The sequence below is a fragment of the Pseudomonas sp. FYR_2 genome (assembly GCF_043106425.1).
Lineage (GTDB): Bacteria > Pseudomonadota > Gammaproteobacteria > Pseudomonadales > Pseudomonadaceae > Aquipseudomonas > Aquipseudomonas monteilii.
Genome location: NZ_JBICMM010000041.1, coordinates 49,192 through 76,032, shown reverse-complemented (window position 1 = coordinate 76,032; position 26,841 = coordinate 49,192). Strand labels below are relative to the sequence as shown.

At 61.6% G+C, this 26,841-nt stretch carries 25 protein-coding genes and 2 pseudogenes; 11 read left to right on the top strand and 16 right to left on the bottom strand.

Annotated features, from left to right (window positions below; translation table 11 throughout):
* Positions 1-2: 2 nt before the first annotated feature.
* The 8 genes and pseudogenes from ACF8R4_RS17180 to ACF8R4_RS17145 form a co-directional block, all read right to left on the bottom strand.
* Positions 3-143, bottom strand: coding sequence for a DUF2256 domain-containing protein (locus ACF8R4_RS17180; protein WP_104834933.1), 141 nt, complete (start codon positions 141-143; stop codon positions 3-5).
* Positions 140-1,666 carry a cryptochrome/photolyase family protein gene (locus tag ACF8R4_RS17175; RefSeq protein WP_060500052.1) on the bottom strand — a complete coding sequence of 509 codons (1,527 nt, stop codon included), beginning with the start codon at positions 1,664-1,666 and terminating at the stop codon, positions 140-142. Before ACF8R4_RS17175 ends, ACF8R4_RS17180 begins: the two co-directional genes overlap by 4 nt.
* Positions 1,667-1,674: 8 nt before the next feature.
* A complete protein-coding gene (locus ACF8R4_RS17170; RefSeq protein WP_060500053.1) occupies positions 1,675-2,208 on the bottom strand; it encodes a DUF3833 domain-containing protein in 534 nt (177 codons plus the stop codon).
* Between the two features lie 3 nt (positions 2,209-2,211).
* A complete protein-coding gene (locus ACF8R4_RS17165; protein WP_156866738.1) occupies positions 2,212-2,760 on the bottom strand; it encodes a chalcone isomerase family protein in 549 nt (182 codons plus the stop codon).
* 161 nt (positions 2,761-2,921) lie between these two features.
* The gene (locus tag ACF8R4_RS17160) at positions 2,922-3,083 is read right to left on the bottom strand and encodes a hypothetical protein (protein WP_156342171.1); all 162 of its coding nucleotides are present in this window, start codon (positions 3,081-3,083) and stop codon (positions 2,922-2,924) included.
* A gap of 188 nt (positions 3,084-3,271) precedes the next feature.
* A complete protein-coding gene (locus ACF8R4_RS17155) occupies positions 3,272-3,763 on the bottom strand; it encodes a DUF1543 domain-containing protein (RefSeq protein ID WP_060500055.1) in 492 nt (163 codons plus the stop codon).
* A 64-nt stretch (positions 3,764-3,827) separates the two neighbouring features.
* Positions 3,828-4,052: pseudogene (locus ACF8R4_RS17150) on the bottom strand (histidine ammonia-lyase); the annotation flags it as partial.
* Positions 4,053-4,392: 340 nt separating this feature from the next.
* The gene (locus ACF8R4_RS17145) at positions 4,393-5,493 is read right to left on the bottom strand and encodes an SDR family oxidoreductase (protein WP_392493001.1); all 1,101 of its coding nucleotides are present in this window, start codon (positions 5,491-5,493) and stop codon (positions 4,393-4,395) included.
* Positions 5,494-5,566: 73 nt separating this feature from the next.
* Between ACF8R4_RS17145 and ACF8R4_RS17140 the strand changes: the two are divergent.
* The 5 genes and pseudogenes from ACF8R4_RS17140 to ACF8R4_RS17120 form a co-directional block, all read left to right on the top strand.
* A pseudogene (locus ACF8R4_RS17140) lies at positions 5,567-5,743 on the top strand (MerR family transcriptional regulator); the annotation flags it as partial.
* A 104-nt stretch (positions 5,744-5,847) separates the two neighbouring features.
* Complete coding sequence (locus ACF8R4_RS17135) at positions 5,848-6,372, top strand: RNA polymerase sigma factor (RefSeq protein WP_104834928.1); 525 nt, start codon at positions 5,848-5,850, stop codon at positions 6,370-6,372.
* A complete protein-coding gene (locus tag ACF8R4_RS17130; RefSeq protein ID WP_392492999.1) occupies positions 6,369-7,205 on the top strand; it encodes a FecR family protein in 837 nt (278 codons plus the stop codon). Before ACF8R4_RS17135 ends, ACF8R4_RS17130 begins: the two co-directional genes overlap by 4 nt.
* Positions 7,206-7,282: 77 nt before the next feature.
* Complete coding sequence (locus ACF8R4_RS17125) at positions 7,283-9,721, top strand: TonB-dependent siderophore receptor (RefSeq protein ID WP_392492997.1); 2,439 nt, start codon at positions 7,283-7,285, stop codon at positions 9,719-9,721.
* Between the two features lie 233 nt (positions 9,722-9,954).
* On the top strand, positions 9,955-10,470 hold the full coding sequence (locus ACF8R4_RS17120; RefSeq protein ID WP_104834925.1) for an MgtC/SapB family protein: 516 nt from the start codon (positions 9,955-9,957) through the stop codon (positions 10,468-10,470).
* Between the two features lie 40 nt (positions 10,471-10,510).
* Here ACF8R4_RS17120 and ACF8R4_RS17115 read toward each other — a convergent pair whose 3' ends face one another.
* From ACF8R4_RS17115 to ACF8R4_RS17105, 3 genes are all read right to left on the bottom strand, one after another.
* A complete protein-coding gene (locus tag ACF8R4_RS17115) occupies positions 10,511-14,620 on the bottom strand; it encodes a CheR family methyltransferase (protein WP_392492995.1) in 4,110 nt (1,369 codons plus the stop codon).
* A 120-nt stretch (positions 14,621-14,740) separates the two neighbouring features.
* Complete coding sequence (locus ACF8R4_RS17110; protein WP_060500062.1) at positions 14,741-15,838, bottom strand: mechanosensitive ion channel family protein; 1,098 nt, start codon at positions 15,836-15,838, stop codon at positions 14,741-14,743.
* 72 nt (positions 15,839-15,910) lie between these two features.
* Positions 15,911-16,411 (bottom strand): DUF4142 domain-containing protein, encoded by a 501-nt coding sequence (locus tag ACF8R4_RS17105; protein ID WP_392492994.1) that lies wholly within the window; start codon positions 16,409-16,411, stop codon positions 15,911-15,913.
* A 215-nt stretch (positions 16,412-16,626) separates the two neighbouring features.
* Here ACF8R4_RS17105 and ACF8R4_RS17100 point away from each other — a divergent pair, with 215 nt between their 5' ends.
* From ACF8R4_RS17100 to ACF8R4_RS17075, 6 genes are all read left to right on the top strand, one after another.
* Positions 16,627-16,812, top strand: coding sequence for a hypothetical protein (locus tag ACF8R4_RS17100; RefSeq protein ID WP_060500064.1), 186 nt, complete (start codon positions 16,627-16,629; stop codon positions 16,810-16,812).
* Positions 16,813-16,826: 14 nt separating this feature from the next.
* On the top strand, positions 16,827-18,152 hold the full coding sequence (locus tag ACF8R4_RS17095; protein WP_200929472.1) for an iron-containing redox enzyme family protein: 1,326 nt from the start codon (positions 16,827-16,829) through the stop codon (positions 18,150-18,152).
* Complete coding sequence (locus tag ACF8R4_RS17090) at positions 18,152-19,105, top strand: class I SAM-dependent methyltransferase (RefSeq protein WP_060500066.1); 954 nt, start codon at positions 18,152-18,154, stop codon at positions 19,103-19,105. Before ACF8R4_RS17095 ends, ACF8R4_RS17090 begins: the two co-directional genes overlap by 1 nt.
* Before the next feature lie 7 nt (positions 19,106-19,112).
* Positions 19,113-20,219, top strand: coding sequence for a carboxylate-amine ligase (locus ACF8R4_RS17085; RefSeq protein WP_104834919.1), 1,107 nt, complete (start codon positions 19,113-19,115; stop codon positions 20,217-20,219).
* 99 nt (positions 20,220-20,318) lie between these two features.
* Positions 20,319-20,456: a PSPA7_2676 family Cys-rich small protein gene (locus ACF8R4_RS17080; RefSeq protein ID WP_177337118.1), complete on the top strand. Its 138-nt coding sequence runs from the start codon at positions 20,319-20,321 to the stop codon at positions 20,454-20,456.
* 9 nt (positions 20,457-20,465) lie between these two features.
* A complete protein-coding gene (locus tag ACF8R4_RS17075; RefSeq protein WP_392492993.1) occupies positions 20,466-21,302 on the top strand; it encodes a Ku protein in 837 nt (278 codons plus the stop codon).
* Between the two features lies 1 nt (position 21,303).
* Here the strand turns inward: ACF8R4_RS17075 and ACF8R4_RS17070 are convergent, their stop codons facing one another.
* From ACF8R4_RS17070 to ligD, 5 genes are read right to left on the bottom strand one after another with little or no spacing between them, the layout of a single operon-like run.
* Positions 21,304-21,966: a glycosyltransferase gene (locus ACF8R4_RS17070; protein WP_392492992.1), complete on the bottom strand. Its 663-nt coding sequence runs from the start codon at positions 21,964-21,966 to the stop codon at positions 21,304-21,306.
* Complete coding sequence (locus ACF8R4_RS17065; protein WP_392492991.1) at positions 21,963-22,562, bottom strand: class I SAM-dependent methyltransferase; 600 nt, start codon at positions 22,560-22,562, stop codon at positions 21,963-21,965. The genes ACF8R4_RS17070 and ACF8R4_RS17065 overlap by 4 nt, the downstream gene beginning before the upstream one ends.
* Positions 22,559-23,329, bottom strand: coding sequence for a PIG-L deacetylase family protein (locus tag ACF8R4_RS17060; RefSeq protein WP_060500071.1), 771 nt, complete (start codon positions 23,327-23,329; stop codon positions 22,559-22,561). Before ACF8R4_RS17060 ends, ACF8R4_RS17065 begins: the two co-directional genes overlap by 4 nt.
* A complete protein-coding gene (locus tag ACF8R4_RS17055; RefSeq protein WP_104834914.1) occupies positions 23,326-24,348 on the bottom strand; it encodes an acyl-CoA dehydrogenase in 1,023 nt (340 codons plus the stop codon). Before ACF8R4_RS17055 ends, ACF8R4_RS17060 begins: the two co-directional genes overlap by 4 nt.
* Entirely contained in the window at positions 24,348-26,813 is a 2,466-nt protein-coding gene (gene ligD / locus ACF8R4_RS17050; protein WP_223624742.1) for a DNA ligase D, read from the bottom strand. The genes ACF8R4_RS17055 and ligD overlap by 1 nt, the downstream gene beginning before the upstream one ends.
* Between the last annotated feature and the right edge of the window lie 28 nt (positions 26,814-26,841).

The following is a 26,841-nucleotide window of genomic DNA, read 5'->3' as shown; positions in this document are numbered from 1 at the left end:
CGTTAATGTGACGTGTGGCGTGAGCGGCGGCAGCGTTCGGAACAGTAACGCACTTGTTCCCAGCAGCCGGCCCACCGCTTGCGCCAGGTGAAAGGCAAGCCACACTCGGCGCAGACTTTGCTGGGTAGAAACGGTTTTTTCATATCGACTCCCCGGCATCCAGGTGCGTCATTAGCTGCTGGCCACGTTGCCAGACAGCGTCGCGTCGGCTGGCTGACATGCTGTCCAGCCCCCGATAAACCAGCGTCAGGCGGGGGTTGCTAGACAGCAAAGGGCGATGGCGGATAAGGAAATGCCAGTAGAGCGCATTGAACGGGCAAGCGTCGTCCTCCACAACGCGATCGACCTTGTAACTGCACGCCTTGCAATGATCGGACATCCGCTGGATGTAGCGGCCGCTGGCGCAATACGGTTTCGAGCCCAGGTAACCCCCGTCTGCGTGCATCACCATGCCCAACGTATTGGGTAATTCGACCCAGTCGAAGGCATCCATGTACACGGCCAGGTACCATTCGCATATCGCCGGTGGGGCAATGCCGGCCAGTAACGCGAAATTGCCGGTGACCATCAAGCGCTGGATATGGTGCGCGTAGCCCAGCTTCAGTGTCTGCCCAATCACCTGGGCCATACAGCGCATGCGTGTCTGGCCTGTCCAGTAGAACTCGGGGAGCGTACGCACATTACCCAGGTAATTGAGTTGCGCGTATTCGGGCATGCGCAACCAGTAGATACCCCGCACATATTCCCGCCAGCCAATCAGCTGCCGTATAAAACCCTCTGCCGCATTGAGTGGCACACGCCGCTCACGCCAGGCTGCGTCGACATCCTCGCACAACTGACGCACATCCAGCAGGCCAACATTCAGTGCTGCACTGATGCGGGCATGGAACACATAGGGTTCACCTTCGGCCATCGCATCCTGGTAGTCGCCAAAGGCTGCCAAGCCGAATTCCAGAAAGTGTTCCCAGAGCTGCCGCGCCTCTTCGTGGGTTACGGGATAGTCGAAGGCATCGATTGCGCCGTAATGGTCGGTAAAACGCTCACGAACCAGTGCAATGACCGAAGTGGTGATGGCGTCGCGGGTAAACTGCGCGGGTATTGCCCCGCGCAAGCCGCGTGGCAATGACTTGCGGTTGGCTCCATCGAAGTTCCAGGCACCGCCGGCGGGGCTGCCGTCAGGCTCCAGCAGCAGGTTGCAGCGTTTGCGCATCCCCCTGTAGAAATGCTCCATGCGCAGCTGTTTGCGGCCCTCGGCCCATCGTGCGAACGCTTCGCGTGAGCACAGGAAGCGGGTGTCGCGGTGCCAGACAAGTGGCAACGCGGCATCGCGTAGAGCCTGCTCCAGGCGCCACTCTCCACATTCGGTTACATGCACCTCGTCTGCGCCCAGTAACACCAGCCAGCGCTTTAGCTCGCCGGCGATAGAGCCGCTGTTGCCTGGCGTGTCCAATGTTTGGTACTGCACACGCCAGCCCCGTTCGCGCAATGCATGAGCAAAATGGCGCATTGCACTGAAAATAAACACGATTTTTTGCGGGTGATGAGGGACATAGCGTGCTTCACCGTCCACTTCTGCCATCAACAACATATCGCGCTGAGGGTCCAGCGCACGCAGCACCGGCAAGTCGAAGGACAGCTGGTCGCCCAGCACCAAGCCCAGTCGCATCGTCGGCACTACTCTTTGCTGGCCGGAAGACGGCGGAAGAACAAGGTTATCTGCCCAATCTCCACACCGAGCTTGCTCATGCTGGAGCGGTTGATGAGGGTGTCTTCGTCCATCCGGTACATCCAGTCATCCAGGTCCACCTCCCAGTGGCGGCCATCAACGGGTAGATCCAGGCGGTAGCGCCAGCGCAACGCGTTACCTGCCACTTCTCCGCTGGCCTCACCGATCACGTCTCCCGCAGTGCCACGCCAGCGCCCGGGGCCGTTCGGGGTGAGTGCCCAGGTTCGCTGTTGGCGCGTGCCGTCGCTGTAGACAAAGTGCTCGTCAAGGATCAACTGTTCACCTTCGAGACGGCTGTCGATCCGTACATGAAAGCGTTTGACGACTTCCCCTGAACGTTTCTGGAACATGCCCCAGGCTTGCACGGGCCGCGAGAAAAACTCCACCAAATCCAACTGTGGCTGTTCCTGGGCGTAATGCTCAACGCCGACTTTGCAGCTACCCAGCAGCAGGCAGGCGATCAACAGCAATAGTTTGTGCATGTTTCAGTCTCCTTGATCCTGCTCGGTCAGCCCAAGCAATCGCTGGCGCAGCTGTGGATCGCGGGCCCGCGGGTCGAGCCAGATGGCAAAGAAGGCACGGGCAAAGGCGGGGTCGTTCACTTCCTGGACAAGTTGGCCATCGACGTAGAAGCGGCAACCTTTTCCAGGCAGGTATAGGCCACTGATGCGCATGCCCGGGCGTACATCCACAAAGGCTTGACGCATAGCCTGGGACCAACGATTCAGGGTCTCTGCCGGCATTGGGCGATCAGCCAGGCGCTGCATTTCATCCATGCTGGCCTGTACCAATGTGTCTCTGGACAGCGACCGGTGATAAATCAACTCGAGGGCGAACGGCTCGTTCCAGTCCCACGCGGAACCACTGTGCCAAAGCTGGGCGGTATACAGACGCAGGCCAAACCAGCTGAACTCGCCGCTACCGGCCATGTGTGCCGATGACAGCGATTGCCGCCAGTCTGCGCTTGCGGGCAGCGCCATTGCGGTCAGAATGGCCAAGGTGTACAGGCTGAGCGCCGCGCTTCTGCTTGCCATGCGTGTGATACCGGAAAACAAAATACTGTACAAATATAAATTGATGTACAAGTTTTTGCACAGGTAAAGATGCGAATTCCAAGCGTGCGCTGAAACTGAACAAAAAAACCGGCATTATCAAAATATGCCGGTTTCATGGCTTTCAGGAGCTGCCCGCAAGGTCAGACGATGAAGTTCACCAATCGGTTAGGTACCACGATCATTCTTCCAGCGCCTTCCAGATACTTGCCAAGGCGCAGGGCAAGAAGGAACTGGTGGTGCTCGACGGCCTGGCGCACATGGACCTGTACGACGGCCCGGGCGTGCTTAGGGCCTTGCAGCATCTGACGCCGTTCTTCCAGGCAAACCTCTGAGCGTATAAAGCGCTGGTGTCGATCACCGGGGGCAACTTCGGCCGCCTGATCCGCGAAGGCTTCAGCAACTTCCAGCCGGTCAATGCCGAGTCACTGTTTACGTTTGGCAGGATTTTCGGGTCAAAGAACGGGCTGGTTTTGGCCTGGGCTCATAGGCTTCAGAGCAGGATGTAGTCGCTGAATTGGCGAATACCCGCATGCTCACCCTTGACCAGATGCACATAGCGTCCTGCCACCAGGTCGACCGGCAGGCAATCGTCGACATCCAGCACGGCGTCGGTATGCGGCTTGAGCCAATCTTCTGCCATACGTTGCTTGCCCAGGCGCTTGGCTTCGGCCTTGTCGACAGCCACCACCAGCAGGTACCGGTGCGCTTCGCCAAATACCTGCCGTTCATAACCGCCCAGGTTCAGGAAAAACAAGCGCATGGCGCCGGGGCCGGGGGCTACTTGGCTCAGTTCGACACGGTAGCCATCGACCCCGCCGACTTCCAGCCAGGAGTCGATGTGCAGGCCTTGTGCGCTGCCAAACCAGGCTTCGCGCAACTGGGGATGGAGCTGTTCCAGGGTGTCGGCCTGGGCGAAGACAACATCGTGGACTTCGATACGGGCTCGAGGGTGGCGACCGCCGAGCATGACGATGTAGAGCATGAGTAATCCTTTGGGGCAGCATCAAGCGCTGTAGTGTGAACACCCTGGCGCCGTTCAGCACGCGTCATAGCAGCCAAGGAAAGGCAGCGTCAAGCAGGCCGGGATTCTTCAGGATCGATGCACTGCTGGCGATGTCCGGAGCCAGCTAGCGGTCCTGGGCATAGGCAGGCACCCGTTCGCGCAGTAACCGCCAGACTACCTGGGTACCTGCGCCAACGCGCTGCTCCTTGAGAAACTCGAATGCCTGGGCCGCCAACAAGTATTCGATGGCAAGGATCTGCGTACAGCGCATGATCAGCGCTATCCGCTGACGCCTTCGGCCGAGGCGTTCAAGGCGCTGGCGGTGGCATGGTTCGCGGAACGACCTTCGTTTGCATCCGAGTGAACAGCGGGTGGGGCGAAAGGATTGTAGTCATCGAGAGGATTGCCATTGCCCAACATCTTCTCGAACACGGCTAGGGATCGGATTTACTTCCTGCGGACCGTAGCTCCGAGCGTGTGGAAGAAATTGCAAGGAGTAATCCTTACATGGTCAACTCCAGGGACACCCTCAGTTCGTGCTGGCACCGAGCATGGCAGGTGCCGATGCGCAGGGCTCAGCTGGGTGTACTCAGGGCAGAACCCGTTTGTTATCTCTCGGCAGGGTTTGCAGAAGTGTGAACATGACGATTGGGCAAGTAACCCTGGACGTAACGCACGGTCTTTTCCAACGCTCGCGCCATGTCGGGATGTGCCAGCTGATACTTGAGTTCCAGTTGCTGGCTGTCACTCATGTCGAAGCGCTGCGTCTGGACGAAGTTCAGTGACTCGGCGCTGATCGATAATCGGGTGGCCAGTCCGGGAATCGCCAATAGCCACTTCAGCAATCCTATAGGTACATGGCGGCGGGGAGCCCTTATATTCAGCGTTTGTGCCAATTGTTCGAGCATACCCTGCAGGTTTGGCGTGTGCTCATACAGCGCCAGCACCTGCCGGTTGGCCATTGACGGGTCGAACGCCACGCAGGTCATCATCTTTACCAGGTAATCGACGCTGACCAATGGCAACCAGTGCCTGTCGGAACCCGGGACAGCCTTGAACCGGCCCAGTGCCAGATTTCGAATGAGATCTACCAGAGGTTGTCCTTCAGGGATGTGCCCACTCTCGCTGTGACCACACACCGTAGCAGGATGAACGATCGCGTAATCTGCGCCTACCGCCTGCATGTAACGGATGACGGCGAAATGGGACTCCAGCTTGCTCCCTTCGTAGCCACCTACACGGCCGTAGACTGCAGGCCAATTGGTGTTTTCAGGGTGCTCGTTATCAACTCCGATACTTGCAAGATGTGTAAGGTTCTGCAGCATATAACCGCCCACCATCAGCAAGCGCATGCGCTGGCTCGCCGCGAGCCCGGCGACATTCAGCGCCCCTTGTACATTGACTGCGCGGGCCTGTTCCATTGTCAGGCCCCAGGTAAACTGCGCCGCGAGGTGGAAGACCACAGCGGCTGAAGCTACGCATTGCCTGTCTGCTTCGCTGAGTCCAAGCCCATCCCTGCTGATATCTCCTCCAACTGCATGGATATACGCAGGGTTACCTCCCAGTTGCACGACTTGCGCTTTGAGGCGTCCGATATTTTCAGGGTTGCGCATGAGCACCCAAGTCTTATGCCCTGTGGCGGTAAGATGGGCCAGCAGATGTTGACCCACAAACCCACTGCCGCCTGTGACGAAGCACTCCACGCTCATACCTGAATCCTTGTTTGAATGATCGGCGCAGGCTAAGGTGTAGAGCGTACTCTACAGTCAAGGAGTTTTTACTGTGAATGTTGGAGAGTTGGAGCGCCGGAGTGAAGTCGGCCGCCATACATAGCGCTATTACGAGCAACTCGGGCTTATCGTGGCCCATCGCCAAGCCAACAACTACCGCAGCTACAGCGACCAGACCGTTGGTGATCTGGCCTTTGCCGTTGCCAACGGGCTGACCATTGCTCACCTTCCTGCGATTTAGCATACCGCAACGCGGCAGCTGGTTTATTCGCAATTATTTCTCATTTACACTTGTGTCTTGTTTCGGAGCCTACCTCTTATCCAGGATGCATCGTGTCGTTCGATCCCGCCAAACCGACGCTGCTGTCTACATTGGTACGTCACTATGACGATCTGGTGGACCACATTCGCCGACGCTTCGGCGACAGAAGCATGGCGCGTGATGTGGTGCATGACGTGTGCGTGCAGTTGCTTGAGCGCGGTGAGAAAGAAGACGTTCGAACCCCATTGGCCTTGCTACGAAAAATCTCCCACGATACCGCTATTAGTCGCTATCGTAGCGATCGCCGCCGGGGCGCCTGGGTAGAGGCGGTCTCCGAGCTGCCTGAGGTGGCCTGCCCGGCGGCCACCCCGATGACCCGGTATGACAGCGAGCGCGAGTTTCAACTGCTCGTCGACGCGATCACAGACCTCCCACCTCGCTGCCAAGCTGTTTTCGTCATGCACAAGATTCACCAAATCCCCCAGGCAGAAGTAGCCACTCGCCTCGGTATTTCCATCAAGACCGTGGAAAAGCACCTGCGCCTGGGGCTGGCGGCGTGCCGGCAACGGCTTGGGCGTGATGAGGTGCGCCCATGACGAAGCAACCCGAACAGGTGCCACTGGACGAGGCTCTTGGGCGACATCGTGAAGAGCTCAAGCAGCTGTTCCCCATGCCGCCGTCCAGGCCTGCGCCCTCGAAGGCAGCAAAGTCGGCAGGTATCACGCTGGCGGTTGCGATCGCCTTTGCAGGCCTGGCCTGGCTGAACCCTGCCTACAAGAGCGAGCGTTTCGCTACCGCCATTGGTGAGCGGCGTGCTGTGCTGCTGAACGACGGAAGCAAGCTGCTGCTGGACAGTGGCACGCATGTCGATATCAGCTTGCGTCTGCTCAGCCGCGAAGTCGACCTGCGCGCAGGGCAGGCGCTTTTCGATGTCTCCTCGGCCGTGTATCGCCCCTTCGTAGTGTCCGCTGGCCCGGCGAAGGTCGAGGTGCTCGGTACGCTGTTCAATGTCCGCCGGCTGGATAACGATGCGGTGCGTGTGACCCTGGCCCGTGGACGCGTGGACGTCACCGCTGCAGCTTCAGAACACGCGCCTGTCACCCTCAGGCCAGGGCAACAGGTCGACTCCATCGGCGGGCAACTGATGCCGGTTTCGAAGGTCGACGCCTTGAAGGCGATGGCCTGGAAAGATGATCGCATCGTGTTCGAGCAGACGCCGCTGGATGAAGCGGTGTCGTTGCTGCGTCACTATCGCAAGGCATCCATTGAGCTGAGCGACCCAAGCTTGGCTGCACTCAAGGTGACAGGGGTCTTCGAAGCGCACAATGTCGACCGACTGCTGGATCTGCTACCGAGCATCCTGCCCGTCGCCGTGTTGAAAACAGAGGATGGCAGCGTGCGGATTCAACGTAAATCGGCAAGAAAATAAAGCTCAAGCCAGGTAGGGTTTCTCGATTCCCATGGCGGCTATTGAAAAAAGCCCAACCAGAAAAAGGAACTCGAGACGTGCATTTTCCCCTCCGCAGTCGCCAACTACGCCTGTCATTGCTCGCCAGTAGCCTGCTCATCGCAATGTCGGCCCAGGGCCGGGAAAAGGTGAACGTGGATCTCCCCGCCGCGCCGCTGGGGGAGGCCATCAACGCCCTTGCACAGCAGTCTTCGGTACAGGTCATCTTTGCCAGCGATCTCGGTGCAGGCCGAAACGCGCCTGCGGTGAAAGGACGGTTCACACCTGAGCAAGTACTTAAAACGCTGCTCAAGGACAGTGGCTTGCAGTTGCAGGCCAAGGATGAGCGTACGTTCGTCATCGTCGCGCAGGGTGCCCCCGCATCCAGCCCCGTGACCCAGAGCGTGCCCGTGGAAATGGCGCAGATGGAAATCACCGCCTCGCGCACCAGCAGCAGCCTGGTTTCCGCAACGCGGCAATCCACCGTTCTTGAGCATGAACAACTGCAGGAGCTGCGCCAGGGTTCAGACAGCCTGGCCACGGTACTGGCCAAGGCGATTCCGGGCATGTCCGACTCCAGCCGCACCATCACCGAGTATGGCCAGACCCTGCGCGGGCGCAGCATGCTGGTCATGGTCGACGGGGTGCCGCTCAATACCAACCGCGACTCGTCGCGCAACCTGGCCAATATCGACCCGGCGCTGATCGACCGGGTCGAAGTTATCCGTGGTAGCAGCGCCATCTACGGCAGCGGCGCCACGGGAGGCATCATCTCCATCACTACACGACCTGCAGGTGGTGAAAACCGTGCCGAAACCAGCCTGAGCGCCACCTCGCCACTTACCCGACTGGGCAGCGATGGCCTGGGGGGCCAGTTCCAGCAGTATTTCGCAGGCTCTCAGGGAGCGGTGGACTACGCGTTCGACTTCGGCACCCGCCACATCGGTGCCTCGTACGATGCGCATGGTGACCGGATCGCCCCGGAGCCCAGTCAAGGTGACCTGTTCGATTCGAACATCTACAACATCGGCGGCAAGCTGGGGCTGCACATCGACGAGAACCAGCGAATCCAGCTTGCAGTCAGCCACTACGATGCACGCCAGGACACCGACTACGCTACAGACCCAAGCGTCGCGAAACTCCCCGCAGGCTCTGTGCCGGCCAATGCGATCAAGGGCCTGGATCTTGACGAACAGAACCGTATTCGCAACACGCTGGTGAACCTGGAGTACGAGAATCTCGACATTCTCGGCAGCCGGCTCTCTGCCCAGATGTACTACCGGGACTACTTCACCCGTTTCACGCCGTTCGATGCCCGGGCCGTTGCTACCCGCGGCAGCAACGTGGACCAGATCATGCAGAACAGCGAAGTGTTCGGCAGCCGCCTGACCCTGCGCACGCCACTTGGCGACAGCGGCAGTACCGAGCTGGTGTGGGGGGGCGACTATAACCAGGAGCGCAGCGACATGCCGCTCGATGTCTTCGACCCTGCGGTTTATGACGCCAGTGGCGGCCTGGTCTTCGACAAGACGGGCAAGCTCACCTACATGCCCCCGCTGAGGACGCGAAGCGCCGGTGCGTTCGCCCAGCTACAGCATCGCTTTGATGAGCATTGGTCTGTCGACGGCGGCCTGCGCTACGAATACTCCACTGCCGAATTCGATGACTTCGTTCCGTTGTCCGAATCCACCGCTGCCTCACCGGTGGCGGTGAAGGGGGGCGAAGTTCATTACGATGCGGTGCTGTCGAACCTGGGCGTCGTCTACTCACCGGTACTCGGCCAGGAGATCTACGCCTCCTTCAGCCAGGGCTTCCAATTGCCCGACGTGGGCATTCAATTGCGCAATGCGCGCCGTGGTTTCGACATCGGCGTATCGAACCTGGAACCGGTCAAAACCAACAACTATGAGCTTGGCTGGCGAGGAGAGCTGGGCAGCAACACCCTCGGTACCTTGGCGCTGTTCTACACCACCTCCAAACTGGGGGATGTGCAGAGTTTCAACAATGGCCTGATTCTGACCCGCACCAAGGAGCGCATCTACGGAGCCGAAGCCAGTGCAGATTGGCTGTCCGACGATGCGGTGTGGGGCGCAGGGGGGAGTGCGACCTGGATGCGCGGACGAGAAAAACCGGACGGCAAAGGCTGGCAAGACATGACCGGCTATCGCGTTCCGCCCCTGAAGCTGACCGCCTACGTCCAGTACAAGCCGACACTGGAGTGGAGCAACCGCTTGCAAGCTACGTTCTTCGACGGCAAGGACTATAGGCTCGATGGCGTGGACAGCTTCGGTCGGCATCAAGTGAGTAGCTATACGACAGTGGACCTGGTGAGCCAGTACCAGATATCCGCTGACGACAAGGTAAGCGTCGGCATCCAGAACCTGTTCAATCGCGACTACTACCCGCTCTACAGTCAATTGCTGCGCAATAACAACAACACCAGCCACTTGCCAGCACCCGGCACTGTGTTGACTGCCAGTTATACGCACGATTGGTAAGGAGATGAACATCACCGGGCCGGTTTTGACATCAAGTCAAGCCACCTGAGGCGCCTATGTATCTGAAGGCTTTAAGACGCTTTGTGGAACTTGATGCAGCAACCTTGCAGTGCTCGCAGTCATACGCTTTAACCGTCCTCGGAAGCCGCTGCCATGCCGATCAAGATCGGACCAACGAGAGCCTGTGAAGAGCGCCGCATCAGCAGAGAACCTCATCCGGCCGGTATCTGTCAATGGACATGATCTGGCAAACAATCCAGGCCGAATTCGCCGATATTGGCGATGAGCGCGAGATCGTGCGAATTCTGGTACGGCTGGTGATGGCTGCCGTATTGGGCGCTGTTCTAGGCTTCGAGCGAGAGCACAAGGGCAAGTCCGCCGGGGTGCGCACGCACATGCTGGTTTCGCTGGGTGCGGCGCTGTTCGTGCTGGCACCCAGCATGGCAGGTGCCGATGCGCAGGCACTCAGCCGGGTGATTCAGGGCATCGTTGCCGGTATCGGCTTTCTGGGTGCGGGCACCATTCTCAAGGGCAATGGCCAGGACACCAGTCATGTCAAAGGCCTGACCACAGCTGCCGGGTTATGGATGACGGCTGCCATCGGTACGGCAGCGGGGATGGGACGCGAAGCCACGGCGCTGGTCAGCACGGTGCTGGCGCTGTTGGTGCTGGGCACGATGCCTTTGCTGATGGACAAGGTTGAAGGGCAGGACGAAGAAAAACAGAAGGAGGAGGGCAGGAAGCACTGAGGGGGTGTGAGTCGCCCCCGCAAAGCCCATCTGCCGTTAATCAGACCGATGCTGAGCCATTCAGGCGCTCGATCGCGTCGATCAGGTCGTCGTAACCCACCGGCTTGTTCAAGTGGCGGTCAAACCCGGACTGCCGGGACTTGTATTGGTCAGCGCTTGCCCCGAAGCCAGTCAACGCGATGGCCGGGATGTAGCGCAGATGTTCCAGACCGCGCAGCGCCCGAATCAGTGCATGACCGTCCATGCCAGGCATGCCGATGTCGGAAATAATCACGTCGTAACGCGCATCTGCCGCCGATTGCAGCGCCAGTATCGGGTCGCTGTAGGCGTCAACGTCGGCGTCCTCCATCAACAGCAATTGTTCCATCACTTCCAGCACATCGAGCGAGTCATCCACCAGCAGGATGCGAATCCCTTTCAGGCGACCTTCTGATGGCAGCGCTTCGCCCTGAGCCTGGGGTTGCTGGGTATACACGCACAAAGGCAGGGTGATGATGAACGTACAACCCTGGCCTATTCCGGGAGACTCTACGCTGACCGCTCCGCCATGGGCTTCTACCAATTGACGAACCAGGGAAAGGCCAATACCTAGCCCCTCTCGCCCATGGCCGGTGGGTGCAGCCTGGTTGAACAGCTCAAAAATATCTTCCAGGGAGTTTTTGGCGAGGCCTATACCCTGATCAATGACTTCAAGTCGCGCCTGCTCATCCTGCCGAGCAAGTCTCAACAGAATTTCGCCATCGGCAGGGCTGAACTTCAATGCGTTGTTCAGTAGGTTCCAGATGATCTGCTCGACACGTGTGCTGTCGGCCTCCACATAGACCGGTTCCCCATCAGCCGGCAGCGTCAGCCGAACACTTCGGCCGCGCTGCTCATTGCAGGCTACGGAGCAGATACCCTGCAGCACGGCGCACAAATCGACCGGCTGGGTCTTCAGTTTGAGTTTGCCCGTGCGGATGCGCGCTACATCGAGCAAATCATCGATGATCCGCGCCTGGCTGGTGACCGCATCGCGAATGACGTTGACCGCTTTGTTCGCCATGCCGGTACTTGTGACCGATGGTATACGTCGCAAGATATCGGCATTGAGCTGAATCAGGTTCAACGGGTGCTTGAGCTCATGGGACATCACCGCGAAGAACTCGTCCTTCATGTGGCTGGAGCTTTGTGACTCGGCCAGGCGCTTGCTTTGTTCGTCTTGCAGGCGCTTGTGGCCGGTGAGGTCACGGGCGATCTTCACGTAACCGCGCAGGCTGCTGCCCTTGAGGCGTGAAACTTCACCGCTGCAATAGAAGCGGCTGCCGTCCTTGCGCACATGCCAGCGTTCGTCCTGGCCGCGGCCATGCAGGCGGGCAGCGCGCAATTCGCGTTCCGGCTCGCCGTTTTCGCGGTCCTGCTCGGTGAAAATCAGCGCATAGTGAAGGCCCAGCACTTCATCCTTGGCGTAGCCGAAGATCAGCGCAGCGCCCGTATTCCAGTCGATGATCAGGCCTTGTTCGTCAAGCAGGATGATGGCGAAGTCATGGGTGCTCTCTGCGACCAGGCGCATGCGCTCCTCACCTTGACGCAAGCGTTCTTCGGCAGCGCGACTCTTGGTGATGTCGATAAACGTCAGCACGGTGCCATCGACATTCTGCTCGCTGGCCCGGTACGGTAGCAGGCGCGCCAGGTACCAATGCTGGTCCTGGCCGATCACTTCACGCTCGATCGTGGTTTCGCGCTCGATCACCGCACGCGCATCGTCAGCCAGGCCTGGATATTCCAGGCGATGGGTGATGTCGAGCAGCGAGCGGCCGGTGTCGACCGGCAATATGCTGAAAATGGCGGTGGCCCCAGGGGTGAACCAGCGAATGTGCAGGTTGCGGTCGACAAACACGGTGGCGATCTGAGTCGAGGCGATCAGGTTGCTCAGGTAGTCGTTGATCTTGTCGGTTTCATCGACCTTGGTCTTGAGCTCGTAGTTGACCGTCAGCAGTTCTTCGTTGATGGATTGCAGCTCTTCCTTGCTGGTTTCCAGCTCTTCGCTGGCCAGGCGCAACTCTTCGTTGATCGCCTGCATTTCTTCGTTGGAGGCCATCAGCTCCTGGCTGGAGATGTCCGATTGCGCGATGGTTTCCTGCAACTGCTGACGGGTACGCTGCAGTTCGCGCTCCAGGGTGCTCAACACCATGCCTTCGGTTTGCTGAATAGCAGGCGGGTTGTGGGGATCAGCTTCGCGAACCTGAAAAACCACCAGCAGGCATTCGCTGCCACTGGGTTCGTCCTGGTGGGGCTGTACCTGTACCTGGACTTCGACGCGCTGATCGTCGACGGTGGTGATCACTGCGCCCGAGCTGACCGGCTGGCCGGTGTTCTGAGCCTGCAACAGGGTACTGCGCAGGGCCGGGCGCAGCGGCGTGAGTACCAGGTTCAGCAGGCTGGGGCTGACTTCGCCACCGGCGTGGCGCAGGAAGCGGCCGACGCCATCACTCATGTGCAAGATGTTGCCATCGCCATCGACGATCAGGCTGGGCGGTGAGCGCCTGGACAACGCCCGGTGATGGATTTCAGCATAGGACAGCTTGCGCAGGAGCTTGGGTTTGGCGCGTACGGCTTGCGTGTCGGGCGTCTGAAGCCGCCCCGGACGGCGCGCCGGTTCTACTTCCCTGGCGCGGAAGATGCGATGGCGTTTGTCCACGGGAATGAACAGGTCGGCCGCCACGTCCGCAGATTCCGAACTGCCCAGGAACAGGTAACCTCCTTTGCGCAGGGCGAAGTGGAACAGCCGCAGGATTTCCCGTTGCACTTCTCGGTCCAGGTAGATGAGCAAGTTACGGCATACCACCAGGTCCAACTGAGAGAACGGTGGATCGGACAACAGGTTGTGCCGGGCGAACAGCACTTTTTCGCGAATGTCCTTGCGCACGCGGTATTTCTGATCTTCCTTAATGAAGAACTGGCGCAGCCTGGCCGTGGGAACATCGGTGGCGATGGCTTCGGGATAGACGCCCAGCCGACCGACATTGATCGCGCGCTCGTCGAGGTCGGTGGCGAACACCTGCACCTTGGCACTGCGCTGCTCCATCGCCAATTGCTCGGTTGCCATAATCGCCAGGCTATAGGCTTCCTCGCCGGATGAACACCCCGCCGACCAGATACGTATTTCGCGCTGCGGATCCTCGCTGTCGTCGTTGGCCAGCCCCGGCATCGCCTGTTGTTGCAACGCTTCGAAGGCGTCCCGGTCGCGAAAGAAGTTGGTGACCCCGATCAGCATGTCCGCCAACAGGGCGCGAGACTCTTCAGGATGCCGCTCGAGGTAGTCGCGGTAACTGGCAAGGTCGGTCTGCGCGGTGACGTGCAGGCGACGTTCAAGCCGGCGCAGGACGGTCGCGCGCTTGTAGTGCTGGAAGTCGTGGCCGGTGCTGGCATGCAGCCGGGCGAGGATGTCGTCGAGTAGCGGGTCGCATTGGGCTGGGTCGCCTGAGCGTTCGCCTAGCGGCGGCGGGAGGCTGTCATCCTCGATTTCCGGCAGTTTGACCTTCTGAGCCGAGCGCCACAGTTCCACCAGCTTGCCCGGAATCTCGGTCACCGGAAGGATCAGGTCGACCATGCCGGTGGCGATGGCGGCCTTGGGCATGTCAGGGTACTGGGCGTCATCGGGCGACTGCACAAGGGTCACGCCACCTTGTTCCTTGATGCGCGACAGGCCCACTGCGCCATCGCTGCCGCTGCCCGAAAGGATCACGCAGAACGCATGGTCCTTGTGCACATCAGCAAGGTCGCGGAAGAACAGGTCAATGGCGACGTGGTCACCGCGGCTGCGCCTGGCCGGGCTGACCCGCAGGTAGCCGTCATTGGTGGACAGGCGGTTGGCCGGCGAAATGACATAGACGTGGTCACGCTCGATCGGTACCGGCTCGCTTACCTGGCACACCGGCATGCGCGTGACGCGCTGGATCAAGCGGTCGGCCTGGCTCTGGTGGTCCGGCGACAAGTGCAACACCACAACGAATGCCATGCCGCAGTTCTCGGGGGCGTGCTTGAAAAACGCCTGGACCGCCTCCAGGCCGCCGGCCGATGCACCGATACCCACCACTGGAAAGTCCAGATGGCTGGGGCTTAGCGCAGGGTTTTGCGGCGAGGCGAGCGTGGGCTTGCTGGACGATTTCATGGGCACGAGCCTTGTGCGGACCGGGAGTGAGCAGTGGCGGCGATTATAGGCCTGGCACCGATCAATCTACGAGCGGGATTCAAGTAGGACTGCCCATGCTGGCCAAAGTGCCGCTGTCGATCAAAGGGCCTGGGGCTGCTCGAGGGATTGTGGCAGTGCGGTCACCTTGATGGCACGTACCGGTACGGCAAACTTGGCACCGATCCTGTTGAAGCGCTCGAGCAGGTGGAAATTGATCGCCTGCTGAATATCCATGTAGAGGTTGTAGCCAGGGTCTCTCACGATATAGACGCATTCGAACTCCAGTGCCTCTTTGCCAAAGCCGCGCAAATGAGCGCGGTCAAAACGCACCTGCTGTTGGGCTGTGATCGCCTCTTCGACGAGGGCGGGCGCCTGTTTCACCGCCTCGGTGGGCGTGTCATAGGACAAGCCGAACTCGAACACGATGCGTCGTTCCTGCAAGCGCTTGTAGTTCTGGATCGTGCTGCTGATCATGCTGGCATTGGCCATGACGATCTGCTCGCCACCCAGGCTGCGGATCCGCGTGGTCTTCAGCCCCACGTGCTCCACCGTACCGGCCAGCGGCCCGATGACGATGAAGTCACCGACCTCGAACGGTTTGTCGACGGCAATCGACAACGAGGCGAACAGGTCACCCAGGATGTTCTGCACGGCCAGGGCGACGGCAATGCCGCCCACACCCAGGCTGGCCACGAAGGCGGTGATATTGACGCCCAGATTGGACAGCATGGCCAGCAACACCACCGACCACAACAGCACGCGCGCGCCCCAGGCCGAAAGCGTGGCCAGCGCACTGCCTTGGTATAGGCCGTCGGCGCTGTGCCGGCTGAAGTAGCGGGTCAGGCCCAGCGCGATGGCGCGATTGACCCAGAGGCCGATCTGCAGGGCAGCGACCACGAACCACAAGCTACTGACCCGGCCCAGCCAGCGCTCGGGCAGGTCCAGCATGCTCAAACCCACCAGCAGCGAAGCGAGCAGCAGCAGGCTGTTGCTGGTGCCAGCCAGTACCTTGGCCAGCACCTGACTCATTGCCCCGTCATGTTCGGACCAGCGCTGCACCCGGCGCATCAACAGGCCGATGACAGCTCTGGCAATCACGAACGTCAGCACGGCAACGCACAGCGCTACCAGCAGGTTGAGGATGGAAATGCCGAAGAATGTGGTGTCGGTGAACAGTTCGATGATTCGATCATTCATGGGGAGCCCACCTCCAGATGGCTCAAGGCAGGGCCGCAGGGCGGCCCCTGGGATTGCGCGGTGACGTGTGGGTTACTTGCCGTGGGTGGCTTGCAGCGCCTTGGCCTGTTCCAGATGGTGCTGCAGCGTTGGCAGCTTGTCGTTGGCGAAGGCCTTTAGCTCCGGCTTGTCGGAGGAGGCGGCCTCTTTCTTGAACAGTTCCACGGCCTTTTCGTGCGCGTCGACCTGGTTATTGACGTATGACCGGTCGAACGACTCCTCGCGCCATTCGAGGATCATCTTCTTCACCTTGTCGGTCAGCGAGGCTTCGTCGGGCACGCTGATGTCCAGCTTGCGGGCGATATCACCGAGTTCCTGGTTGGCTTTGGTATGGTCTGAGACCATTTGCTGGGCGAATTGCCTGATGTCTGCGCTCTGGCTCTTTTCCTGCGCCAGGTTGCCGGTGACCACTTCGGCGATACCGGCTTCAGTGGCCGCATCGACGAAATCGTCCGAAGACGCTGCCTGTACCTGCAGCGAAGCCAGGCCCATCAACAGGGTAACGCCGGCGATTTTCAAGAATGGTGTGTTCATGTCTCACTCCTTCGTTCTGTTGGCGCGACCTCAATGTCGCACTCGGTTGAACCGCAGGTGCGGGTGAAGGTTTAGTTTTTCTTGAAAACAGGGCCGCCGTGGCAGCGCAATCTGCGTTCCCGGGCACCGCTCATCCGCTATGTCGTAATCAGAACGAATTCAGGAGGACGGGTGAGACTCGTTGGTTTAGGTCTTCACAAAAACGAGTAACCATCATGAAAAACAACCTGATCGCCCTGTTGCTGTTGACTGCCAGTTTCTCGCTGCTCGGAGGGTGCTTCGACCGCGACAGTGATCATCCAGCGAAGGATGCCGACCCAAGCAAACCGTCACTTCAGATGCAGCAACCCAGTGACCCTGCAACTAACCCTCCAGCTGAGACCAAACCGCAGAATCAATGAGTGAGGTACAGGGCATGGTGGCGACGACAAAGGCAGGTATAAGGCCTCACAATGCCGACTTAGGGCTGGAACATCGCTATCGAGCGCTACTTGAGGGCCCGGAGCCCACCACCGAGGCCTGGCTGGAGGAGCAACTGCGTCTGGCCCGTGCGCTTTGCGACGACCTGCCAGATGATCCTGGGCTACTCCCGCAATGGGCCGATAACCATGCGGGACGTGTCGCCAGTGAGCATGCGGCCTACCTGGAACAACGGCGTCAGGGCGGCCCCCGTCGTTTTTTTGCCAATCGTGCCCATGCCTTGTGGTTTTTGCAGCAAGTCGCGCCGACCAAAGCGGTCGACGGCGCATGGCTACACGGCGCCCTATGGCATTGGCAGGACCCGCGCTTCCATGGGTTGATCCGCACCTTCCTCGAAGAACTCGGAGACGGTGACCCACGCTGCAATCACGTATTGATCTACCAGCGCTTGCTCAGTCGTCTTGGTTGCCTGCAGGAGCCATCGCTTGACCCCGCTCGCTACCTGCAGGGCTCGTTGCAATTGGCGCTCGGCCAGCACTTCGAGCGTTTTCTTCCAGAAGTGATCGGTTACAACCTGGGTTACGAACAGCCCCCCTTGCATCTGCTGATCACCACCCACGAGCTGGCCGAGCTGGGTATCGACGCCCATTACTTCCAGTTGCATGTGACCATCGATAATGCCGCCAGCGGCCATGCGCGCCGTGCCATAGAGAGCTTCACCGAGCTGATGCGGGATGAGCAACCCGCCTTTTACGAGCGTGTCAGGCATGGCTACCGTCTTAATAACCTGGGGATCGACACGCCGTCGTTGATCGCCTCGTTCGACCTGCGGGCCGAGTTGCTCGGCGCGCTGGAGCGCAAGCGCATCTATGGCCAGTGCATGCATTCTGACCGTTGTCGCCTGCAAGGACGCACCATCAACCAGTGGCTTGCCGAACCCGGCGCGATGCCTGATTTTCTGGAGGCGCTACAGGCTCAGGGTTGGATCAAGCGCGACACCGATCCCCGCCAAAGCCGCTTCTGGTCGCTGATAGAAGGCCCTGTAGCGGCCATGTTCGGTGTGTTCGATGCTTATGAAAAGCAGCTTTGGCATGACTGGATCGCCGGAGACTGGCAAGGCGCAGAGATCCGTCGGGTGCCGCCAGGGCAGTGGGAGCACGCCTTGCAGTTGGCAGATGAAACACCCCTTGCGCCGCTGGCTGCAGACATGGCTGCGTTGATCGAAGCGATGGCTGGCAATCGGCATGCTACCCCGCAGGGCCTGCACGCCACCCGCGCGTTCATTCAGGCCACCGGCCTGATGCAAGGAGGGCTCTACTGATGCTGCTCGACCAGGACCAGATCCGTGCCGATGAGGCCTTGTTGCAGTTGGGGCGTCGCCTGCGTGCCGACGGCTATCGTTTCACCTGTGTGACGCCGGCGACCCAGACCAGGGTCAATGCACGGGCCGATGCGCAGCAGGCGCGTACCCTGCGTGATGTGTTCGGCTGGAGTAGGCCGTTCGCCGCGTCACTGCTCAGCCCCGATGAACTGGCGCAGCTGCGCCTCGCTGGCGTGCTGGAGGCCCAAGGTGCGCTGTGGCGCAGCACTGTGCGCTGGTCCAGCCTGGACGACCTGTTGCTGGTACATGCTGCCTGGCCAACGGACAGCCGTGACGCGGTGTTCTTTGGCCCCGACAGCTACCGTTTCGCCCAGCTGATACACGATCATTTGAGCAGCACGCCCGAGCGCGTGCAGCATGCCGTAGACATCGGCTGTGGCAGCGGTGTCGGGGCGTTGCTGATCGCGCGCGCCGCCCAAAACGCTCAGGTTTGCGCCGTGGACATCAACCCTATGGCATTGCGCTACACCGCCATCAATGCCGCCTTGGCCGGTGTGGCCAATGTTTCGGTCGAGCGCAGTGACCTGCTCAATGACATCGCCGGTACGTTCGACCTGATCGTCGCCAACCCGCCGTACATGCTCGACGCCGGACAGCGCGCCTACCGCCACGGCGGCGGCGCACTGGGTGCCGAGCTGTCGCTGCGCATCGTCGAGCAAGCCCGGGAGCGCCTGTCGCCCGGGGGCACGTTGCTGCTGTACACCGGTGTCGCGATCGTCGAGGGGCGCGACGCGCTGCTCGAAGCCATGCGGTTGCGCCTGGCAGGGCCTGCGTTCAGTTGGTTCTATCGCGAGCTGGATCCGGATGTATTCGGTGAGCAATTGCTTGACCCCGGTTACGAGCAGGTCGAGCGCATTGCCGCCGTGGCCCTGACCGTCACCCGTCGCGGCTGATAGCGTCGTGGCGCGGGAGTGCACGTTTGGCATCGAGGAAGAATACCTGCTGGTGAAGCTGGCCACCGGGCAGGTCATGGCGGCTCCGTCAGCAGCCGTGGCCCGCTGTTGTCGGGATGCGCTCGGCCCTTGGTTCGCCGAAGAAATGTTCCACAGCCAGATAGAGATCGCTTCGCCGGTTTTCGACACGTTGCACCAGGCGCGTGAGTTCTTTGGCGAGCGGCGACAGCGCCTGGCCCAGGCGCTGGCCGATGAGGGCGCCGGGCTGTACGGCGCGGCAAGCCACCCCAGCGCCCAGTGGCTGCGCCAACGCCCACGTGGCTCCCCGCACTATCGCCAGTTGTTCGACGATTACCAGCTGGTGGCCCGGCGCAGCCTGTTGAATGGCCTGCACGTGCACGTTGGCGTACCGGTGGGCATCGATCGTATGCGGGTGATCAATCGGGTGCTCTACTGGCTGCCCTTGTTATTGGCGCTGAGTACCTCGTCTGCGTACTGGGGCGGTGAGGATACCGGCTACATGAGCTACCGCCGCGCAGTGTGCGGGGAATGGCCGCACATGGGGCTGCCAGAGCCGTTGCCGGACTGGAGTGCGTACCAGCGCTACCGGGCATTGCTGCAACGTACCGGCAGCCTGGCCGAGGACGGCGACTTCTGGTGGGCGATCAGGCCCTCGCGGCGGTTTCCGACGGTCGAGCTGCGTATCTGCGATGGCTGCCCGCGGCTAGAGGATGCCCTGGCTGTCGCCGGCCTATTTCGCCACCTCGTCGAGAAGGCGCTGGCCCGCCACGATGACCCCGCCAGCCGAGAGATGCGCTGGGTCACCCAGGAGAACTACTGGCGCGCCCTGCGTCAGGGCCGCCTGGCCACCTTCATCGGTGTCCACGCGCAACAGCCGGTCAGCGCCGAGGGCTGGCTGATGCAGTTGCAGCAGCAGTGCCCGGCTGACACCGCCGATGCCGAGCGTTCATTCAATCAGGCCCGGCACATCCTGCGCGAGGGCAGCAGCGCCGATCGCCAGCGCCAGGCCTACGCACTGGCCCGTGAGCAGGGCCTGGATAGCCGCCAGGCGATGCGCGCAGTGTACGGGCAAGTGATGAGTGACTTTCGGTAGGTGGCCTGATGGCTGTCCGGGAAATCCGTATAAACCTTCTCGGCGCCGCGTAGTCAGTCTCAGTAAGGGCCCGTATTTCTCGGGCCAGGGAGGTGGCTGATGAAACTCGTCTGCTTGCTGCGAGGCTGCCAATGGCGCAGCCTGGTGGTGTGTGAAGTCGCCGGGCTTCACTGCCAGTGTTGCGAACGCTGTGGCGCGCTGCGCTACAGCCAGCCCGGTCAACCTTTCAATGTGTAGGAGCGGACCATGGCCCGGTCAATCTGGAAAGGCGCGATCAGCTTTGGCTTGGTGCACATCCCCGTCTCGCTGAATACCGCCGTGCGCAGTGAGCGTGTGGACTTCGACTGGCTGGACAAGCGCAGCATGGAGCCGGTTGGCTACAAGCGGGTGAACAAGGTGACCGGCAAGGACATCGACAAGGAGCACATCGTCAAAGGCGTGGAGTACGAAAAGGGTCGCTACGTGGTGATCAGCGAGGAAGAAATCCGCAAGGCCAGGCCCGAGGCGACCCAGACCATCGACATCTTCTCGTTCGTCGATGCCGGCGACATCCCGCTGCAACAGTTTGATACCCCTTACTACCTGAGCCCCGACCGTCGTGGGGGCAAGGTCTATGCCTTGCTGCGCGAGACCTTGCACAGCACCGGCAAGGTGGCCTTGGCCACCGTGGTGCTGCACACCCGCCAGCACCTGGCCCTGCTGCGCCCGCTGGAAGATGCACTGGTCTTGATCACCCTGCGCTGGCCGGAAGAGGTGCGCGGGCTGGATACCCTGGAACTGGACAAGAGCGTGACCGAGAGTAAGGTCGATAAGCGTGAGCTGGACATGGCCAGGCGCCTGGTGGAGGACATGAGCGGGCAATGGACGCCCGATGAGTACCATGATGCGTTTCGCCAGACCATCCTCGACCTGGTGGAGGAGAAAGCCAGCAAAGGCAAGATCGGAATCGTGGACAAAGGCGAGCGCGCGACGGCTGAGAAGGGCGCCAACATCATCGACCTTACCGAGCTGCTTAAACGCAGCCTCGGCGGCAAGACCAAAGCGAAGAAGCCGGCGGCCAAGCGACCGCCCAAGGCTTCATGAGTTACGCAAGCGGTCCCTCCAGCCTCTTGAGATAGTCCCCAAAACCCTCGCGCGCACGGCTGTCCACCCGGCTGCTGGTGGCCACGCTGTGCGCTGCGGTCCAGACGATCTGTGCGCCGCTGGCTTCCAGGGCCAGCACCAGTTGCACATCTTCATGCGCCGGCAATGGCTGGAAGCCGCCCACGCGCTCGTAGGCCTTGGCGCATACACCGAGGTTGGCGCCATGGATATGCCGATGCCCTTCACGGGCCTGATAACGGCTGCGATACAACTGGCGTAACGCTGCGTTCTGCCAGGGCTGCCAGCGTTCGATGTGCACCGTGCCGCACACCGCGTCCGCGTGCCATTGCAGCTGTGACACCAGCCAATGCCTGGGCACGCGACTGTCGGCGTCGGTGAAGGCCAACCACTGGGCTCCGCGCTCGATCATCCACGCCGCGCCCAGGCGCCGGGCGATGCCGACGTTGCCGGCCTCCAGCTCCAGTGTATGCACGCCATGGCGGCGGGCGATGCGCGCGCTGGCGTCGACACAGCGGTCGAGCACCACCAGGACCTCGACTGCAATGCCCGCCGTTTCGGCTTGGGCCACCGCCTGCTTGACGGCAGTAAGGCAGTACCCAAGCCGACGGGCTTCATTGTGAGCGGGAATGATGACGGCGATCATGGGCAGATCTCGTCGAGGTCGACGACACTGGGCTGACATGACCAGTACTCGAGCAGGAAGTCTGCCTCCTCGTGGCGCAGCAGCGGATACAGCGGCAGATGCCGGGCCAGCAGGGCGTGGACCTCGCGGCCATCCTGCGGGCAACCGGCGATGGGATGGCGCCAGTGGCAGGCCAGCAAACCACCGTCATACGCCAGGCTGGCCACCGACTGCTCGATCACCTGCAACCAGTCGGTGGGGTCCAGGTAGTAGCCGATCTCACTGAGCACGATCAGGTCAAACTGACCGCCCGGCCAGTCGCCGGGCAGGTGGCCCTGTTCGACATGGGCGTGGCTCACGCCTGCAAGCCGCTGACGGGCCAGGGCCACGGCGGTCGCGTCGATGTCCTGGCACGACAGGCTGGCGCAGCGCTCGGCCAGCAGAACGCTCAGCTCGCCGTTGGCGCAGGCCGGCTCGAATACGCGCTCGTAGCATTGGCGCGGCAGGCTGGCCAGGGTCAGCTCGCGCTTGCGCCGCTCGTACCAACGGGTCCGAAAGGCCCAGGGGTCATCGCTACCGGCATACAAGTCGGCGAAGTACTGTGCGTCCATGCTCATGTTGCCTCCGTTGACAGAAAGATCAGCTCGAATGGTTGCAACAGGCAAGCCTGCAGCTGTTCTGGCACAACCGGTGGGCGGTCACCATCGGGCTGCAACTGGCTGGCATGGGCGGCAAGGGCTTGGCGCTTGAGCGCCAAGTGCTCATCGCCCAGCTGCAGGCGGTGAGCCCGGGGCCAGGGCAGGCGCGGGTCATCGGGGCTTGCCCAGTGCCAGGCCCAGACCGGGGCCTCAGCCAGTTGTACGCGCCTGGCTTGTGCCGCCTGGGCACAGGCGCGACCTGCTGCTTCGTGGTCGCAATGGCCGTCGCCGCGCCACGTGGTCAGCAGCAGGTCGTCAGGTTTGAGCAACTGGTTCAGGTGGTTGACCAAAAAGGCTTCATCGTGGGGCAGCGCGCCATCCTTGAGGTTGAGTCGTCGCCAGTCGAGGCGGTTGAGGTCCAGCCCAAGCAGTTGCAGGGCATGGCGGCTTTCCAGTGGACGCTGATGGCGCAGGCGGCGCTCGGGCCATTGCGAGGAATGCGGGTGGCTGCCCTCGCCATTGGTGGCAGAAACCAGCAGCACGTCCTGTTCTCGTCCCTGGAAGCTGGCCAGCAGCCCGCCGGCCATGAGGATTTCGTCGTCCGGGTGCGGAGCCAGCAGCACCAGGCGCCTTCCGGGTGGGCATAACTGCGCAGGCAGCGTCCAGCTGGCGCGGGCCAACTGAGCAGAATGCTGCCAGGCACTCCAGGGGGTGCCTTGCGCAGCCTGTATCAAGTTCTGGCTCATAGTTGCCATGCTCCCGCCGGCAGGCCGGTCAGTTGCCGGCCCAACTCGGCCAGGTCGCGTTCGGCATGGCTCTGGCGTATGTATACCGGCAGGTCGGCACTGAGCCGGGCGAAATGGCTGCTGCAACAGAACAGCGTGGCACCGAGCGCCCGGCCAGCATGCTGAGTGACCTGCTCGACCGCCTGTTCGACCTGGGCGCGGGTGCGCCGCACCTCGAAGCTGGCGTCGTCCTGCGGGTGGAGGTCGATCCAGGTGGCGCATTCGCGAAGGGCGGCACGGGCACCGTACAAGGCTGCATCGATTGCGCCCAGATGCGCATCGGCATGCGGGTCGCGGCGGGGTTTGCGGCACTGTTCGTGAAGGTAGCCGGCCAGGGCCTCGGCGGCGCCATACCAGCAAGCGGCGATACCCGCGCCGCCTTGCCAGAAGCCAGGCCGGGACAGGTACTGGCCGGGCGAACCGATGGCCAGCCCTGGCGAGTCGTCGAATTCGATCACAACGCTGCGGGTGGCGGCCATGCCTACGGCCTGCCAATGCTCGGCCTGGATGCGCTGGCTGGGATGAGGCAGTTCGATAGCCACCAACTGAGGCTGGTCGTCCTCCCAGGCAGTCAGCAGGGCACGGTCGATCTGCAACGCGCCCGAACACCAAGCCTTGCGGCCTTGCAGGCGTACGCGTTCACCGTTCCGCTCGACGATGTAGGCCCGGGCATCCGGCGGCTCGGCGGCCCACACGCCCCAAATGCCGTTGCAGGCATGCTGGGCGGCACCGCATTCGGCGAGGATCGCCAAGGCGTCGGTATGGCCTTCATAGAGTTTGGCCAGGCTTAGATCGCAACCGGCGACCCGCGCCAGGACGCGCCAGCGTTCGAGCGTGCAGCCCTGGCCGGGCAACGGGAGTACGTCGAGCCGTTCGCCGTGCAAGGCCTGCATCAGTTCTATTAGCGAAGCGTCGCGCTCGATGGCCTGCAAACGGTGAGCAAAACGGTGTAACAACGAATCGAAGTGGGTCAGTTCCATTATGCAATACCCAACTGCTTGCGCATACGCAACGTGATCGACTGGCGTGTCTTGCCCATTTCGGCCCACGGGTCTTCGACCTGTGCAAGCCGCGTGTGAAGGTTGCCGATGTTCCACTGGTTGGCACCCTTGAGCTGGCTCAGTTCCTCCCGCCAGATCGGCACCGACACCGGCAGGCCCTCGCGGGCCCGCAGCGAGTAGGCGGCGACGGTGGTGGCACCCTTGCCGTTACGCAGATAGTCGATAAAGATCCGCCTGACCCGGTTCTTCGGCCCGGACACGGCGCTGAGACGGTCAGGGAACAGCCCGGCCATGTGGTTGACCAACGCACGGCTGAAGTCTTTCACCTCGTCCCAGCCGGCGCGTCGGGTCAGGGGTACGACGAGGTGCATGCCCTTGCCGCCGCTGGTCTTGAGAAACACCTTCAGGCCCAGTTCGTCGAGCAGGGTAAGGGTCAGCTGGGTGGCCTCGAGCATGGCTTTCCAGGGCAGCGCCGGGTCAGGGTCTAGGTCGAGGACAAAGCGGTCGGGTTTATCGAAATCCTTGGTAGTGGCATTCCAGGTGTGCAGTTCAAGCGTGTTCATCTGCACCGCGCCCAGCAGGCTGTCGGCGCGGTTGAGCACCATCGCCGCTTGGCCGGCCTGGGCCTTGTTGTAGCTGAGCACCTTGGGGATATGCAGCTGGCCGGCGTTTTTCTGGAAGAACAGTTCGCCGTCCAGACCGTCCGGTGCCCGCACAAGGGCTACAGGCCGGTCCTTGAGCTGTGGCAGCAGCCAGTCGGCGACCTGAGCGTAGTACTGGGCGACCTCACGCTTGGTGGTACCGGTGGTTGCGTCGACCACGCGGTCGGGGTGGGTCAGGCGCAGAGTGCCCAGGTTCTCGGGTTCTGTCTGTGCTGCGCGCTTGGTGGGCATTGCTCGCTCCAGGTCGATGGCGGTGGCAGGTTTATCGTCACGCAGGCCGTGGAACACCGAATGACGCACGATGCCTTCGCGGGTCATCTGGGCATAGGCGACCTCTGCCAGCAGCTGTGGCTTGAGCCAATGCACGCCGCGCGCTTCGGCACCGGTAGGTGGTTTCGGCAGGGGCGATCGGTCGGTTTGCAACGGCTTGAGGCGGGCGTGAATGCTATCCAGCGTGGCCGCGCTGAAACCCGTGCCGACCTTGCCGGCGTAACGCAGTTGGCCGCTGCCGTGGTCGTGCAGGGCCAGCAGCAGGGCGCCGAAGCCGTTGCGGCTGCCTTTGGGGTCGGTGTAGCCGACGATCACGAATTCCTGGCGCTGCTTGCACTTGAGCTTGACCCATTCGCTACTGCGCCGGCCAACGTAAGGGCTGTCGGCACGTTTACCGATCAAGCCTTCGAGTTCCAGTCGGCAGGCGCTGTCGAGCAGTGACTCGACGGGCGCCTCAAAATCGGCGGAATACCTGAGTACCTGCGATGCATGGCCTTCCAGCAACCGGGCGAGGGTTGCACGGCGCTGTTGCAGCGCCAGTGCTCGCAGGTCCTCACCGCCCAGCCAGGGCAGGTCGAACAGGTAGTAGGTGATGCGCTCGTCATGCTCGGTGTCGAAGGCGTTCTGCAAGGCCTGGAAGTCGGCCACGCCGTTGTCGTCGACCACTACCATCTCGCCGTCCAGCCATGCCGAGTCGAGGCCCAGGGCCTTGAGCGCCTCGACCTGCCGGGGCATCTTCGCACTCCAATCGTGGCCATTACGGGTAAACAGGCGTATGTCGTCACCGTCGATACGCGCCAGGATGCGGTAGCCGTCGAACTTGACTTCGTAGCGCCAATCGCCGCTTGGCGGGGAATCGACCAACGTGGCCAGTTGCGGCTGGAGCGTATCCGGCAAGGCTTTGCGGCTGGCTCGCTTGTGCCTGGCAGTGGTCGCCTTGGCCGGGCTGCGCGGGGGCAGGGTGCGCTCGCTCAGCACGCTGTCCGGCAGGGCCTCGACAATGCTGTAGTCCGTTTCACTGCGCGCCTGCCCGTCATGGGACTTGACCAGCATCCACTGCTCTTTCTTGCCTGCCAGGTGAGTGCGGAACAGATTCCAGACCCCTGACAGTTTCTCGCCCAGCAGGCGAAAGCGAAGCTTGCCCTTTGCGTAGGCTTCGCGCGGGTCGCCTTCGGGCTCCCACACACCCCGGTCCCAGACAATGACATCGCCGGCGCCGTAGTGGCCTTCAGGGATGCTTCCTTCGAAGTTGGCGTAGTCCAGCGGATGATCCTCCACGTGCACTGCCAGGCGCCGGACCTTGGGATCCAGTGAGGGGCCCTTGGGGATGGCCCAGCTCTTGAGGGTGCCGTCGAGCTCCAGGCGAAAATCGTAATGCAGGTGGCTGGCATCGTGCTTCTGGATGCAGTACTGCAGCGCATGGGCCGAGCGGGGATGGGCGCGTTTACCAGCCGGCTCGGGCGTGGCATTGAAGTCGCGCTTGCGCTGGTACTCCTGCAGGGGCTTGGCCATGACGGGCTCCGGAAGGGTTTGCGGGTCT